This window comes from Neobacillus sp. D3-1R (assembly GCF_052180215.1).
Classification (GTDB): Bacteria; Bacillota; Bacilli; order Bacillales; family Cytobacillaceae; genus Pseudoneobacillus.
Map to the genome: position 1 here is coordinate 2,629,151 of NZ_CP197471.1, position 15,004 is coordinate 2,644,154.

Here is a 15,004-nt window from a genome sequence, read left to right on the forward strand (position 1 = left end):
ATTATAACATAAAGGAAAAATTACCAAAAAAACATAAGATTTTTTATAAAAACAATGCAGATAATAATAGCAATGTCAGTATCACATTGTAAAGGCGGTTATTTATATAATGGAACATACTGAACAATTGAATATGTGTAAGAATGAAAAAGCATCATCCAAAAGTGGCGAAGTGGCGAAACAAAAATGGGCCATTATCTCTCTATCATCTATACCACTTATCATGACATTAGGTAATTCGATGCTGATTCCTGTACTTACCACTATGGAAAAAAAACTTAATATTTCCTCTTTTCAATCCAGTATGATTATAACGGTCTATTCTATTGTAGCTATTTTGCTAATACCAGTCGCAGGTTATATCTCCGATCACCTTGGCAGAAAAAAAGTAATTATCCCAAGCTTATTAATCGCTGGTATTGGCGGACTTATTTCTGGTTTTGCCGCATGGAAGATGGATGGTGCTTATTGGTTAATCTTAATCGGACGTGCTTTACAAGGTGTAGGGGCTGCTGGAGCTGCTCCAATTGTGATGCCGTTAGTTGGAGATATGTTTAAAAATGATGAAGATGTAAGTAGTACCTTAGGGTTAATAGAGACTTCCAACACATTAGGAAAAGTATTAAGCCCGATACTAGGTGCTTTTTTAGCAGGTTTTCTTTGGTTTCTTCCTTTTTTTTCTATTCCTGTTTTTTGTGCTATTTCCATTTTACTAATGTTTTTTTTAGTAAAATGCCCGAAGAACGATGACAAAAAAGTCCCTTTTAAAGAATTCTTTATCAATGTTAAAAAGACGTTTACTGAAAAAGGTCGTTGGTTATACGCTATCTTTTTTGTTGGCGCTGCGTTAATGTTTGTATTATTTGGTATCCTCTTTTATCTCTCGGATATATTTGAAAAAGTTTACGATATTAAAGACTTAAAAAAAGGATTATTCTTAGCACTGCCTTTAGGTGCTCTTTGCCTATCATCGTATATAACCGGTAAGGTTATAAAAAAAAATAAAGTATTAATGAAATGGATTACCTTAATTGGTATTTTATTATTGGCCATTTCAAGCGCTCTTCTAATGATATCAGATAATCTCTGGTATTTAATCTCCATGTTTATTGTTAGCGGAATAGGTATTGGAGCTGGATTGCCTTGCTTGGATGCCTTAATAACTGAAGGTGTTGAGAAAGAAGAACGGGGAACGATCACTTCTATCTATAGTTCGATGCGTTTTATAGGGGTAGCAGCGGGACCACCTGTCGTTGCTTTGATGATGAAAAATAATGAAAAAGCACTATTTATTCTTTTAAGTGCATTAAGTATTGTTGCCGCTTTTATTATATTTAAGGCAATTAAGCCACAAGCAAAAGAAACGCATTGATTAGAAAAATCAATGTGTTTCTTTATTACACTTTATTTTCATCATAAAATGGAAAACAATATGGTTAAATGACTTCCATGTTTTCATAGGTAGTTGATGAAAAGCGTTGGCAATAAATTCCGCCTTAAATTTTCCTTTAGGGTAGTTTCGGATATGTTTATTTATAAAATCCTTTGACCCGTAAATGAGCAGTAATGGGAAGTCCCATTGTTCCACTTTATTTAAACAGGAATAATCCAATGATTCCTGATAAAATTGATACCATACATTGAGATCTGCTTTTTCCATGTGATCGATTAGTACTTGTTTTAATTCTTTATTTTCCGTATGACTTCCGGCAATAATTTTCATCAAAGCTCTTGGATACTTCCTTAACAGAAACATTCCTGCTAAGTGTTCATACTTTAATAAGGTTGACTTTACTTCCGGAAAACCTCCTGATAAGATCATGCCTAATATACGTTCAGGATACAGAGTCGCAAACTCCTGCGCTACAATCCCCCCTGATGAATACCCGCAGATTACTGCTTTTTGAATATCAAGATGATCTAATATAGCTTTCACTTCTTCTGCATATCCACGAATGGAAAATTCCTCTTGTCTACCTTTAGAGTCTCCATGTCCACTTAAATCTGGTAAAATAATGCGAAAATCTTCGGTTAATAAGTATTGATAAAAGAAGACCTTTCTCCCCATACCTGGAGGATGAATAAATAGAATAGGAGTACCCTTCCCTTTATCCTCAAAATACAATTGACGATTTTCATAAGGACATATAGGCAAATCAAGAACCTCCTTTTTGACAAAATAAAAACCAAGGCAATCTTATCTTGCCCTGGTTTCAACTTTATTAAGTATTTGGTTTTTGCTTTTCTGCCTTTTTATTTTGTGGACGAATTTCACCGGCAAATTCTTGACTAGTTAAACTTTTTGCACTCTGTAAACCAGACTTTGATTTAAGATTTCTTTTTGTCATCCGAAACACTCCTTTTTTAGTGGTTCAGATTTATTTTTCCCTAGTCAAAGTTTGTTATTCCTTCAGGCGCGGCTTTGTTGGGTCACAATTAGGATCAGGAAGTTCAGTAACCTGAGCTAGTTTTGTCATATAGTAGCATTCCTCCCTGGCCATATGGTCAGCCATTAGAGGAGCAAATGTTCCTAACATTTCTTTTGTAAGCCCCATCTCTTCTATTTCATGTAAAAAACCTTTAAAAACTTGCATTTCTAAATAAACAGCTTGATTAAACTTTTTTAATGCCGGAAATGAAGATAGATTGGTTCTCAAATAACCTGCCAACTCGACCGCCTTTATATAAAAATGCTCAAATGTCTTTACAAACTCATCTGTCGTTTTCTTTAATCGTTTCTCTACATGATCTAAATTATCATTAATGGCTCCTGCATGACCGGCTGCATCTATTAGCCATACTAAATGATGATGTAGCTCATGAAAAACAGGTGGAACCTTACCTTCTTTTAAAAAGGCCAGAAGTCGTTGATACTCCTCCAATTCATTCACCATATGGTTAAAAAAGGTTGGAGACAGATGTATTTTAATCTTCCCTATCAGTAGGCGCTCAAGCAACTTTAATTTAAATTCCTTTAACATCAAAACTTCTTTTTCAGCCATGTTACTAATATCTAATAAATCTGATTGACCTACACTCTGTAAAAGCTGATCAAAAACATGGATAAAATGGTTCGCTTTCTCAAGTGCCTCTTTTTCACTTACTGCTAATGAATCATGAATAAATCTGGCGTGATCTCCTAAAATCTGTAGCCAAAATCGATGTTCAAATTGGGCAACTTCCTCATATTGATTGGACATTCGCACTCCCCCTCCGAATCAAAGATAACCGTATTAAATGTATTCAGATGGGGGATAGGTTATGTCTTTAGAACATTAAAAGAGAGCGACCAAAGTCACTCTCCTTCTTCTTTATTTAACTGGCTTTTTTAAAACTCCTAAAAGGATGGCTGAAAGAATAGAACCAGCTAAAATAGCGATGATATATTGCAATACTCCTCCTTCAACAAGAGGTACTACGAAAAATCCACCATGCGGAGCTCTTAAGCCAATATGAAACATCATGGAAAGTGCCCCTGTTAATGCTGAACCTGCCATCATAGATGGAATAACACGTAATGGGTCAGCTGCTGCGAATGGAATAGCACCTTCCGTTATAAAGGATAATCCCATAATATAATTTGCTTTTCCAGCATCTTTATCTTCTTTAGTAAATTTATTTTTGAAAAATGTTGTTGCTAAAGCAATCGCCAATGGAGGAACCATCCCTGCTGCCATTACTGCTGCCATTGGTTCGTAAACACCATTTGCTAAAAGACCCGTACCAAAAACGTATGCAGCTTTGTTAACAGGTCCACCCATATCAAAGGACATCATTAAACCTAACACAATTCCTAATAGAATAGCATTACCTGTTCCTAAGTCGGTTAACCAATTCGTAATCCCGGTGTTTATTTTTCCAACTGGTCCGTTTACTGCATATAACATAATGAAGCCAGTTATGGCAATTCCAAATAGCGGGAATAATAAAATGGATTTTATCCCTTCAAGGGATTGTGGCAATGTTGAGAAAGCTTTTCTTAATCCTACCACAACATAACCAGCTAAGAACCCAGCGATAATACCGCCTAAGAAACCAGCACCACCGCTTGCTGCCATCATACCGCCAACCATACCAGGGGCAAAACCTGGACGGTCTGCAATACTTAATGCTATAAACCCAGCTAAAACTGGAACAATTAATCCAAACGCATTTCCTCCACCAATGGTCATTAATGCCTCAGCAATTTTATTGTAGCTTGGATCTTCAGGTTTAAATGCATTAAATCCAAACATAAACGAAATGGCAATCAGTATCCCGCCACCTACTACGAAAGGAAGCATGTTGGAGACACCATTCATTAAATGTTTGTAAAAACCTACTTTCCCATTCTTCGATCGGCTGCTTGAATCTTCTTTACTCGCCACATGATGATAAACAGGTGCATCTTGTTTTAAACCTTTTTCAATCAATTCGATTGGACGTCGAATTCCATCTGCAACCGGTACCTGTATAACATGTTTACCATTAAATCGTTCCATTTGAACATTTATATCAGCAGCAATTATGACAGCTTCTGCCTCTTCAATGTCTGATGCTGATAAGATATTTTTGGCTCCACCAGAACCGTTTGTCTCTACTTTAATATCTACTCCTAATTCTGCTGCTTTTGCTTTAAGCGAGTCAGCTGCCATATAGGTGTGAGCTATTCCAGTTGGACATGCCGTTACAGCGACAATTTTCTTTCGCCCCTGTTGCACTTGTTCTGGTTTATCTTCGTTTTCTTCCTCTTGATCATAGCTATCAATAATATCAAGGATCTCTTTTTTAGTACTTGCTTTTAATAATTTTTCTCTAACTTCTTCATTCATTAGCATTCCTGATAATCGAGCAAGTGCATCCAAATGAGTATTATTGGCACCTTCAGGGGCAGCAATCATAAAAAACAAATGTGATGGTTGTCCATCTAATGCTTCATATTCAACCCCATTTACTGATTTACCAAAAACGATTGCTGGTTCTTTTACAACTGCTGTTTTAGCATGTGGTATCGCAATTCCTTCACCAATTCCAGTTGTGCTTTGAGCTTCTCTTTTTAATATAGCTTCTCTAAATGCATCCTTATCTGAAATTTTTCCTGCTGCATCGAGTACCTTAACTAGCTCGTCAATCGCATCATGTTTTTGAGTACTACTCATCGATAGTAGAATGGTATCTACTGTTACTAATTTTGTGATCTTCATAGATGTCTTCTCCTTTACCCTTGAAGGTTATGAATCTCTATCTGCTCTACCAATTGTTTAATTTTTTCTTTATCACATAAACCTAATGAGAATGCAGTTGCAGATCCGGAAGCAACACTGTATCGGAATGCTTCAATAAATTCACTTGAATCTTGAAAAGCTGCTAAAAATCCAGCCACCATCGAATCTCCTGCACCAACCGAGCTTTTCACTTCTCCCTTTGGAACAGAGGCAACTAATTCCATTTCTTGATTGACAAAGATAGCGCCCTTTTCTGCCATAGAAACAATGACATTTTTCGCACCAAAATCTAATAGTTTACGAGCATAATATAGTGCATCATTAATATCCATTATTTCCGTTTCAAAGAATTCACTTAATTCATGGTGGTTTGGTTTTATTAAAAATGGTTTATAAGGTAAAACGGTTTTTAACAGTTTTTCTTCAGCATCTACAATAAATTCGACTTGATTACGATGACATATTTTAACGATGCTTTCGTAAATATCTTTAGGCATTGTAGAAGGGATACTGCCAGCTAAGACTAAAATGTCACCCGGCTGAAGTGCTTCAATCTTGTTCAATAATTGTGCAATATGATCCTTACTTATAATTGGTCCATTTGCATTTATTTCCGTTTCTTTTGCCGTTTTTAGCTTGATATTTATCCTAGTATCCCCATCTACTTGAACAAAGTCAGTTAAAATTCTTTCATTTTGAAGATAAGATTCAATGTAAAGACCCGTAAAACCGCCAATAAATCCTAATGCGATATTCTTCACTTCGTTTATTTCAAGAACTCTTGATACATTAATCCCTTTTCCACCTGGAAATTTTGTTTCTCCAGTTGTTCGATTTAATTCACCTAAGTTTAGTGTTGGAAGCTCTACAATATAATCAATCGAAGGATTTAGGGTAAGTGTGTAAATCATGCTGTCACGACCTTTATAGATGTTTTGCTTGCATATTGTTGTTTTGTTGTAGAGTCTAATTCATTGGTAATAATAGTTGATTCATGTAAATCCGCAATTTTTGAAAAAGCAATTTCTGAGAATTTAGTTTGATCTGCCAAAACAAACACTTCTCGTGCTAAAGAAATAGCCTTTTGTTTCACCATTGCTTCCTCTGGATCAGGGGTTGTATAGCCAAATTCAATATGGATTCCGTTTACACCAATAAAACATTTATCAAATCGATATTGTTCTAGTGATAATAAAGCCCCTCTTCCAATAACGGCATTCGTTTTCCCCTTTGCTAAACCGCCAATTAAATAGGTGGTAATCTCATTTTCCAATAATAACGGAAGATGCATTAATCCATTTGTCACAACGACAATATCTTTCTTAGGTAAAAACTCAATCATTTCAGCAATGGTTGAACCTGCATCCAAATAAATACAATCACCCACATCAACTAAACTTGCTGCATACTGAGCGATTTGACGTTTTTCCTGAGTGTTTTTGGAAGATTTCTCAGACATACTTGGTTCCTGAAGTTTTCCTTGAAGCTTTGCTGCTCCTCCATGAATCCTTTTTAAGAATTTGCCTTCCTCTAATTGTGTTAAATCACGGCGGATAGTGGATTCAGAAGTATTTGTTAGTTCAACTATTTCATTTATTTTAATAACATTACGTTCTTTTAATAGCTGTAGAATTAAGCGGTGACGCTCCTCTGTTAGCATTCAAACACTCCTAATCGAGATTTGATAAATTTAGTATACTGAAACCGATTACACTTTTCAATCATTTTCTTTCAAAAACAATCAAAATTATGAACGTTTTTGAACGTTATCAGAAAATATATACTATAATAAACGCTTATTTTCTACTCATACTAAGTAATGGGTAGAAAGGAGTGAGGATATGTCTAAACAAGGTAGACAGGATAAAAATCAAACATCTCAATCATTAGCTAGACAAGCAGGTCGAAATGACATTGAATTAGGTTCTGAATTTCAAATAGGTAACAGTAAAAGCCAAAGTCAAAAGAAAAGTGGAAAACAAGTTAATAAAAAATAAGGATGGGTGTAATTTCCCCATCCTTTTTTACTATATACATTTATTAACTATTAATAGGAAGATAACGTTTAATCAATTCAGGTTATAAAATTTCATTCCCATTTAAATAATTGGAAACTTCAATTAAGTTTAAATCCGGGTCCCTAAAATAAACAGATAATATTCTCCCTAAAGCACCCGTCCGGTAAACTGGCCCTTCTAGAAGGGTAACATTCTGCTCTTCCAATTCTTGAATTACTTCTTCAATTGGTGTATCTGTAATAAAGCATAAATCTGCAGAACCTGATGTTGGATTTTGCGCCTTCGGTTCAAATTCCTTCTCTTTTTGATGAAGATTTATTTTCTGATTTCCAAATTTAATGGCCTTTCTTCCATCACCAAAAGTTTGCACTTCCATCCCTAAAACAGACGAGTAAAACTCACAAGTGACTTCAATATTCAATACAGTCAAAACTAAATGATCTAAGCCGTTTATTTTCATTTATTTACTCTCCAAAAGAAATATTTTTATATACTTATACCATAAAATCCCATTAATTCCTTTTTATTTAATTGATAACAAATTTATGTAGGATAGTATAGGCGAAAGTGATAGAATTAAAAAATATTAATTTATGAAACAGGTAAACGTTATAAAAAAGCAGGGTGACGAACAATGAATTTTCTACTAGATATGAAAACTATTTTTATTACTTTAGTAGCTGGGCATTTATTTACTGTTATATTAATTAGTGCTTACTGGCGTAATCATAAACGAGACTCATCTCTCAATACTTTCTTTTTGGCTAAGTCTGTAGAAGCTCTTGCATGGTTGCTGCTGACTCTTAAAGGGGGTATCCCTGATATTTCTACCATTTCCATTTCCAACACTCTTTTATTTTTAGGTGTTTCTTTGGAAACGATTGCTATAATGTTAGTAATGAAAAGTTTTACCTCCTTCATTAAGAAGATATATATGATATTGACAACTTCTAATATTTTAGGATTTCATCTCATTCTATTGTTTATAAATGAAGAGAATATTAGAATCTGCTTCGCTTCATTCGGGACCGCAGCATTTATTCTGATTCCAGCCTATCAACTAATGAAAAAGAAGCCCTCCTCACTATTAATGAAAATTATGGGTTCTTTATATTTTCTTGCTATCATTTCTTTTATTTTAAGAGGTTCAGCAGCCATCATATCAACCAATAGTATTGGATTATTTACTCCCGGATTCATTCAAACAATATCTTTTTTCACCCTTTATCTCGTGATGTTTCTTGGAAATACTGGATTTATTCTTTTATTGAAGGAACGTGCTGATGAGGAATTAATTCAAATGGCTTACTATGATGAACTAACTAGTACATTAAATCGAAGAATTTTTATTTCTACGGCAAAGAACTACCTTCTTGAATGTGAGAAGGAACAAAAGCCATTATCTTTTGTATTGTTTGATATAGATAACTTTAAAAAATACAATGACAAATACGGTCATGAGGTAGGAGATCGTATCCTACAGGACTTTTCAAAGCGGATCAACAGTTTCTTAGACCCCAAATATCTATTCGGCAGGTATGGTGGTGACGAATTTGCTATGCTTCTTACCGGTTTGGATTCGAGAGCAACTTATGATTATCTTGAAAAAGTGAGAGAATTAATCGCTGAGGCTGTCATTTTAGGGGTTCCTGAATCTTATACCATAAGTATAGGTTATCTAACTATTATTCCCAATAAAAACTCACAATTAGAGACCCTTTACATCTCGTGTGATAAAGCTCTCTACAATGCCAAAAACAATGGCCACAACTGTGTCTATAATGGGCAATATGAATCTAAGGAAGAAATGGTCATGAAATATTAAATCTATTTAAAAAAGTAACTATTCCCCTTTTTTCTCAGAAGGATGGAATAGTTACTTTTTCCTTTTGAATACTCAGGTAGGTTTTATTCTATTGAGTGCTTCCATTCATTTACATACTCCTCAAGAGTATTGTGTAATTCTTGTCCAATTTTTGAATAAGCTTCATCATCCAAATTAGCAAGAGAAATTCGAATGGACCATTCAGGTGCTCGAAATCCTCCCCCAGTTAGTAATACAATAGATGATCTTTCCGCTAAACGCATTAGAATATCCACAGGTGTATATTTCTTTTGAAGGTACTCAGTGAATTCCCTACCATAATGTTGATTCGCCCATTCTTCAAGGTCTATTTCTGTATAATAATTTGCATCATAAGGCAAGTTAGGTCGTGTTAATCCTAAACCTTCGTATAAAAGGTTCATTCTTCTCTGACAGATTTCTTTTGTCTGCTGTTTATATCGATTGTTTTTATCAAGTATGGCAAAAATGGAAAAAAAAGCCATTTGGACTTGTTGCGGGGTCGAAAGTCCGGCTGTATGATTTAGAGCAACCGTTCTACTATCTGCTACTAAACGGTCAATAAACTTTAGTTCTTCCGGGTGCTGAGTAAGTGTAGAGTATCTATGATATAAGTTCTCCTTTTGTTCCTTCGTTAATTGAGTTAATAAAGTGTCGAATAAATTAGTCTCATGAACTGCGATGGTACCTAACCGCCAACCTGTGACTCCAAAATATTTAGAAAAGGAATATACACCGATCGTATTAAAAGGCAATTCAGTCATAAGAGACCGAAAACCATCTACAAATGTTCCATAGACGTCATCAGAAATAATCATCAGGTTCGGATTATCATGTTTCACAATATCCTTCATACGTTCAATTGATTCTGGAGCAATCGCAACCGACGGTGGGTTGCTTGGATTCACTAAAAACAAAGCCTTTATGCTTCTATCAGCAAGCTTTTCTAATTCAGGATTTGGGTATTGCCATGTGTGGTGCCCTTCTGCATCTAATGCCAATGCACGAATTTCTACAACCTCAAAATCATATCTTACTAGATGCGGAATCTCTATGTAAGGTGGAAAAATAGGTACCATTATAGCTATTTTTGATCCCTTAGGAAGTAAATAATTTTCGATTAAAGTATCAAAAATATAACACATGGCAGCAGTTGCCCCTTCTACTCCAAAGATTTTTAACTGTCCGCTCATTTCTTTTCCGTATAATTCCTGAACTAAAAAATCCTCAACTACTTGTTCAACACGTATAAGCATTCTATCAGGCACTGGATAATTATCGCCTATTATTCCATCCACTAATTCAAAAACCCATGTGTCTGGGTCAAATTGTTTCTCCTTAATACCATAGTCAATTATTTCTTTTAACAACTGTATACCGGGTACTTGTGGATGGTCTTTGACATACTTATCAAATCGTTCCGCTATTCCTAAACGATTAGGCATTCCAGCAAGGTCATTCTCATTCCAGGTTCTTCGGGATTCTGAAACCGCAAATTGACCAAGTACAAAGAATGCTTCACGAGGGGTCGCTGCAATCCAATTCGGATTTCCACGTCCTGCATCAAGCATCGCTCTTGTCATTTTTTTTCTGCCTTCAGCAAGATCAATAAGCTCATTTTTTAATTCAAACGGACTAATTTGTTCCAATGTTATTTCCACATCATTTTGTTCTTTCTTAAACTGATCCATTTATAAAAGCCCCCCTATATCTGTTTCACTCATCCAACACTTGAATATAAAGAGTATTCCACATAACGAAATTGAATATGAAGCCTATTTATTCGTACGAAGAAAACATACTTATAGTCGTATAATGTTTGTATAAAGTTATTCGCTAAAACGTTTTACAAATAAGTCTTTATTAGGTATACTATCTATAAGAAAAATATGGATAATGACAAACCTATATCCTAGGGAAGGATGAAATTGATGAACAATGCACCAACTGACGGGGCTTATAGTATACAACAGGTCGCTGATATAACAGGCTTATCAAAACAATTAATTCGAAAATGGGAAGAAAGATATCAATTAATTCAACCTAAAAGATTGGACAATGGATATCGAATTTATAATGAAAAGGACATAAATATTCTTCTTACAGCAAAATCACTTTCTGACCAGGGCTACACGATTAAACAGGCAACCATGATGATTGATCATGATGCATCTTTGAACATAAAGAAAAATGATAGCAATCAATCAATGTATAAACCTGAATTAATAAATCAATATGTATTAGAGCTATTACAAGAAGGAACACACTGTAATGAGGTTGGGATACATCTCATCTTACAACAAGCTTATAACCATCTAGGACTCGAAAAATTAATAAAAGACATTATCATTCCTTTATTAAAAGAAATAGGAAATCGTTGGGAAAAGGGGCAATGGGATGAACACCAAGAAGCCCTTTCCAGTCTTGCAATACGAGACTATTTAGTACCCATTAGACGAAATTATAAAATGAAAGAAGAAGCTCCTTTAATCCTGGGTGCATGCCTTCCAGATGAGCAACATGAGGTACCAGTACATTTACTTCTACTTCAAGTAATGCTTAAAGGGTGGAAAACACATTTAATAGGTTCTTCTCCCGCACCTGGTTCCATTGAAGCTATGGTCAAAAAATTAAAACCCGCTAAGGTTCTCCTTTCTGCAACAACGACACTTCCTTTTAAGAAGAATCCTAATTTATTAGAAAATCTGGATAACTTTGCAAAAAACTTTGAGGAGATAGAATTTTATCTTGGTGGAGCAGGAGCTATGGAATATACAAAAGATACTGTGCTACACAACATTCGTGTTACCAATTCGATTGAAGAAGTTATGAGTACTAGGATTTAATTAAACCAACAATTAAAGGGGTGGATTTCATTTGAGCTTTCTGACAAAGTTTAGTCTAAAAAATGTTTTTGCGATTTTTATTATTTCTTTTCTATTCATACTAGGTGGGCTTTTTTCTTTTTCGAAATTAAAGGTTGATTTACTGCCTAATATTGAGTTTCCACAATTATCCATACAAGTTGTTTATCCTGGTGCTTCCCCCAAGGATATTAATGAACAAGTTACAGGAAAACTGGAAGATAAATTGAAAGGAATTGAAGGATTAAAAAAACTACAGAGTTCCTCCTATGAAAGCATTTCCATCATCAACCTTGAATTTCCATTTAATGTTGAATTGGATTCGGTAGAAGAAAATGTAAATAGTTTAATAAAGGAAGCTAATCTTCCTGAAAATGTGCAGATTGATGTGAATCGCTTTTCATTTGGAACGTTTCCCATTTTTAATATTTCATTGTTTTCAGAGAAAAATTCAAACCTGCAAGATTTGTTAAACAATGAAGTCATTCCAGAACTAAACAAAATTCAAGGAATAAATAGTATTTCTATTGGTGGCTTAACAGAGGATCTTTTACAAATCACTGTGGATAAGAATAAAGCATCTCAGTATGGTCTAACCTTGAATCAAATTAAAGACCAAATCAATCAAAAACAATTCTCTTTTCCAGCAGGGAGCATTAAAGGGACCGACGTCATTATTCCGATACGCGTTCAGGAAAAAGTTGATGTCGTAAATGACCTTCAAAATTTAATCTTACAATCACCTTTTGTCCCCAATAGTCCTGCAATAAAATTATCTCAAATTGCTAATATAGAAGAAATCACCTCTAAGGCTGAAATCACTCGATTTAACTTGAAAGATTCCCTTTCAATGGCAGTGACGAAAAAACAAGATGCCAATACGGTTGAAGTTGCGGGGCAAGTTTTAAAAGTTTTAAAGAAATATGAGGATCAGTTAGACTTCGCCATAGGATTTGATTCGGCTCAAGGTATCGAAAAGTCAGTAAACACTTTAATCAAAGAAGGATTACTTGGGGCTTTATTTGCTTCTATGGCAGTACTAGTATTTTTACGCAATTTTAGAGCTACCATCATTGCGATCATCTCCATCCCCTTATCATTACTGGTTTCATCTATTTTTTTATACCAGCTAGATATTTCATTAAATATTATGACTTTAGGTGGAATGGCAGTTGCAGTTGGTCGCGTAGTAGATGATAGTATTGTAGTCATTGAAAATATTTTCAGACGTGTCCGTAAAGAAAAATCCAATATATCAAATGACTTAATTCAAAATTCTACTAAGGAAATTTTAAAGGCTATCACCTCTTCTACAATTACCACAGTGGTAGTATTTTTACCTCTAGGGTTTGTAGGAGGAATTACCGGCGAATTCTTCTTACCATTTGCTTTGACCATCGTGTTTTCGTTATTAACGTCCTTGATTGTAGCCATTACCCTTGTACCGATTTTAGCGAAATTTTCGTTTAAGAAAGTTCCAAAAGAGGAAAAAGAGGGTATCCTTCAACGTACTTATGAAAAATTAATACATTGGGCATTAAATCGTAAGGCAATCATCATTGGTTTATCACTATTAACATTACTTGGTTCTGGAGCTCTTGTACCAAGACTAGGCTTTACCTTCATACCTAATGAAGAACAAAAATTACTCGTTGCTACTGTCCAACTTCCAGCATCAACATCTCTAGAGAGAACTAATGACATTTCACTAGAAGTGGAAAAAATGTTTGACAGCAAGCCAGAAATTAAGGAAGTTACAGCTGGAATTGGCAGTCGTGATTTTCAAACAGGGGTAAAAAGACAAAATCAAGCAAACTATTTTATTAGTTTAGCAGATGATATAAAGGTAACTAAGTTTATTAAACAATTAGGGAAAGAAATGGAAGATATTGTTCTAGCTCAAGAGCCAAAAGCTAAATTAGGATTACAAGAGCAATCAACAGGTGGCCCACCATCTAATAACAACGTTAATATCAATCTTTACTCAACTGATTTAGTTGCTTTACAGCAAGCAGCAAAAAATGTTGAAAATTTCATGATTAAGCAAAAGGATTTAAAATATGTAACAAACAATTTTTCAGAGAAACAAAAACAAATTGTTGTTGATATTGATTCTGAAAAGGCTTCAAGATTAGGCATTTCTGGCTATCAACTATTGGCAACAATCAGTGATATGACAAAACCGATCACAGTTGGAACACTTGAATTAGACGGTAAAAATCAGAGTGTTCAATTATCCTACGACCTACAAACAGATTCTATAGATGAATTAAAGAACATCCAATTGTTTACTTCAAAAGGCCCTATTGAAGTAAAGGAAGTAGCAAAAATTACCCAAATAGATGAATTCACATCCATTCAGAAATTGGATGGCAAAATTTTTGCACAAATTTCAGCTGTGATTGATTCTAATGATATTAGAGCTGTTTCCACTAGGGTTATTGAAGGGGTGAAGAATGAGGTAGATATCCCTGATAACGTATCTTTCGAAGGCGGCGGTGGAAGTGACGATACAGTTGAAACATTTACTCAGCTTGGCCTAGCCATGATTATTGCTATAGGATTAGTCTATTTAACGATGTTAATTACATTCGGTAAGGCAAGGATTCCTTTTATTATTCTTTCGTCGCTCATTTTTGTGCCAATTGGTTCCCTTTTAGGCCTTTATCTAGCCAACGAACCAATGTCCGTCAGCGTCATGATTGGATTATTAATGTTAATAGGGATTGTGACAACTAATGCCATTGTACTGGTTGACCGTATTGGTCAGAATCGTGACGAAAAACAAATGCCTATACGCGAAGCGCTTATTGAAGCTGGAAAAACAAGATTACGTCCTATTCTAATGACAGCTTTTGCCACGATTGCTGCGTTAATTCCATTAGCACTAACCACATCATCTGGAACATTGATTTCAAAGGGATTAGCCATCACTGTCATTGGAGGACTTACCTCTTCCACTTTGTTAACTTTAATATTAATACCGGTAATCTATGAATTATTTTTCTTTAAACAGCAAAGGAAAGAACAGAGTAAAACTAATTCAATGTCAATTTAAGAGGATTTTAAAAAAAG

At 34.8% G+C, this 15,004-nt stretch carries 13 protein-coding genes; 5 read left to right on the plus strand and 8 right to left on the minus strand.

Features of this window, described 5'->3' with window-relative positions:
* Positions 1-109 precede the first annotated feature (109 nt).
* The gene (locus ACSBPO_RS13465; RefSeq protein ID WP_442594079.1) at positions 110-1,372 is read left to right on the plus strand and encodes an MFS transporter; all 1,263 of its coding nucleotides are present in this window, start codon (positions 110-112) and stop codon (positions 1,370-1,372) included.
* A 9-nt stretch (positions 1,373-1,381) separates the two neighbouring features.
* On the opposite strand, the gene ACSBPO_RS13470 is transcribed toward ACSBPO_RS13465, so the two are convergent.
* The 6 genes from ACSBPO_RS13470 to ACSBPO_RS13495 form a co-directional block, all read right to left on the minus strand.
* On the minus strand, positions 1,382-2,155 hold the full coding sequence (locus tag ACSBPO_RS13470; RefSeq protein ID WP_442594081.1) for an alpha/beta hydrolase: 774 nt from the start codon (positions 2,153-2,155) through the stop codon (positions 1,382-1,384).
* Positions 2,156-2,222: 67 nt separating this feature from the next.
* Positions 2,223-2,348, minus strand: a complete 126-nt coding sequence (locus ACSBPO_RS13475) for a hypothetical protein (protein ID WP_442594083.1) — start codon at positions 2,346-2,348, stop codon at positions 2,223-2,225.
* Between the two features lie 54 nt (positions 2,349-2,402).
* Complete coding sequence (locus tag ACSBPO_RS13480) at positions 2,403-3,200, minus strand: DUF2935 domain-containing protein (protein WP_442594085.1); 798 nt, start codon at positions 3,198-3,200, stop codon at positions 2,403-2,405.
* Between the two features lie 111 nt (positions 3,201-3,311).
* The gene (locus tag ACSBPO_RS13485; RefSeq protein ID WP_442594086.1) at positions 3,312-5,183 is read right to left on the minus strand and encodes a PTS fructose transporter subunit IIABC; all 1,872 of its coding nucleotides are present in this window, start codon (positions 5,181-5,183) and stop codon (positions 3,312-3,314) included.
* 14 nt (positions 5,184-5,197) lie between these two features.
* Complete coding sequence (pfkB, locus tag ACSBPO_RS13490; RefSeq protein WP_442594088.1) at positions 5,198-6,115, minus strand: 1-phosphofructokinase; 918 nt, start codon at positions 6,113-6,115, stop codon at positions 5,198-5,200.
* Complete coding sequence (locus ACSBPO_RS13495) at positions 6,112-6,864, minus strand: DeoR/GlpR family DNA-binding transcription regulator (RefSeq protein ID WP_442594089.1); 753 nt, start codon at positions 6,862-6,864, stop codon at positions 6,112-6,114. The genes pfkB and ACSBPO_RS13495 overlap by 4 nt, the downstream gene beginning before the upstream one ends.
* A gap of 181 nt (positions 6,865-7,045) precedes the next feature.
* On the opposite strand from ACSBPO_RS13495, the gene ACSBPO_RS13500 reads away from it, so the two are divergent.
* Positions 7,046-7,201, plus strand: coding sequence for a hypothetical protein (locus tag ACSBPO_RS13500; RefSeq protein ID WP_442594091.1), 156 nt, complete (start codon positions 7,046-7,048; stop codon positions 7,199-7,201).
* 82 nt (positions 7,202-7,283) lie between these two features.
* On the opposite strand, the gene ACSBPO_RS13505 is transcribed toward ACSBPO_RS13500, so the two are convergent.
* Positions 7,284-7,682 carry a VOC family protein gene (locus ACSBPO_RS13505; protein ID WP_442594093.1) on the minus strand — a complete coding sequence of 133 codons (399 nt, stop codon included), beginning with the start codon at positions 7,680-7,682 and terminating at the stop codon, positions 7,284-7,286.
* A 174-nt stretch (positions 7,683-7,856) separates the two neighbouring features.
* On the opposite strand from ACSBPO_RS13505, the gene ACSBPO_RS13510 reads away from it, so the two are divergent.
* Positions 7,857-9,047, plus strand: a complete 1,191-nt coding sequence (locus tag ACSBPO_RS13510; RefSeq protein WP_442594095.1) for a GGDEF domain-containing protein — start codon at positions 7,857-7,859, stop codon at positions 9,045-9,047.
* An 83-nt stretch (positions 9,048-9,130) separates the two neighbouring features.
* Here ACSBPO_RS13510 and aspD read toward each other — a convergent pair whose 3' ends face one another.
* Entirely contained in the window at positions 9,131-10,756 is a 1,626-nt protein-coding gene (aspD, locus tag ACSBPO_RS13515) for an aspartate 4-decarboxylase (RefSeq protein ID WP_442594097.1), read from the minus strand.
* A 240-nt stretch (positions 10,757-10,996) separates the two neighbouring features.
* Here aspD and ACSBPO_RS13520 point away from each other — a divergent pair, with 240 nt between their 5' ends.
* Together ACSBPO_RS13520 and ACSBPO_RS13525 are read left to right on the plus strand one after the other, a co-directional pair.
* Positions 10,997-11,911, plus strand: coding sequence for a MerR family transcriptional regulator (locus ACSBPO_RS13520; protein WP_442600367.1), 915 nt, complete (start codon positions 10,997-10,999; stop codon positions 11,909-11,911).
* A 31-nt stretch (positions 11,912-11,942) separates the two neighbouring features.
* Positions 11,943-14,987, plus strand: a complete 3,045-nt coding sequence (locus ACSBPO_RS13525) for an efflux RND transporter permease subunit (RefSeq protein WP_442594099.1) — start codon at positions 11,943-11,945, stop codon at positions 14,985-14,987.
* Positions 14,988-15,004: the final 17 nt, after the last annotated feature.